This is a genomic window from Mesorhizobium sp. M7A.F.Ca.CA.002.05.1.1 (genome assembly GCF_003998335.1).
In the GTDB taxonomy this organism is placed as follows: Bacteria; Pseudomonadota; Alphaproteobacteria; order Rhizobiales; family Rhizobiaceae; genus Mesorhizobium.
Genome location: NZ_RZQI01001546.1, coordinates 1 through 637, shown reverse-complemented (window position 1 = coordinate 637; position 637 = coordinate 1). Strand labels below are relative to the sequence as shown.

At 61.1% G+C, this 637-nt stretch carries 1 protein-coding gene; it reads left to right on the top strand.

The features are described from left to right. Positions 1-296: 296 nt before the first annotated feature. Entirely contained in the window at positions 297-545 is a 249-nt protein-coding gene (locus EN939_RS36950; RefSeq protein WP_127269873.1) for a ParB N-terminal domain-containing protein, read from the top strand. Positions 546-637 lie beyond the last annotated feature (92 nt).

The window sequence follows — 637 nt, the reverse complement described above, 5'->3', positions numbered from 1 at the left end:
GGAATACCGGTCGCTGTAGCACCAGATCTCGCCGCGCTCGCCATCCATACCCGGCCATTCGTAATAATGGTCACGCACCGCGTGGCGGCGCTGCTCCGGCGTCAGTCCGAAATCGGGGAATTCGGTCGGCAGATGGGTCATGAACACCTGAAAAGGTCGAGGGCCGCCATTTCGGCGATCTGCCGGTCACGCGTCAAATAGAAACGATCGGGCCAGCATTCGCTAGCCGCACCCTTGGCCGCCTCCATCAAACGGACTATCTCAGTGGAGGCGGCGTTTCCGCCACGGGGGTCGGAATGCTCAGAGTGCAAAAGGTCAAGGTCGACGAGATCTACGTGCCGACGGCGCGCAAGAAGACGCTGCATCCCGAGACCGTTCGCCATCTGGCCGAGGACATTTTGGAAAACGGCATGAAGACGCCGATCCAGGTCCGCCATGACGGCAAGCGCCACATCCTCGTCGAAGGCCTGCACCGGCTCGAGGCGGCAAGGTGGCTCGGCGAGACCGAGATCGAGGCTTATCTGGTGCAAGCCAAGCGCCACTGACGCATCGAGTTTCTCGGCGCAGAAGTTTTTATCGAATGCCTTGGCGATTGGCTCGAACCCTGATCGCTTCGTCATCCACGGGCGGAGCAAGG

Coding starts and splice junctions, on each gene's coding strand:
- EN939_RS36950 (WP_127269873.1), top strand. CDS start 297: ATGCTCAGAGTGCAAAAGGTCAAGGTCGACGAGATCTACGTGCCGACG.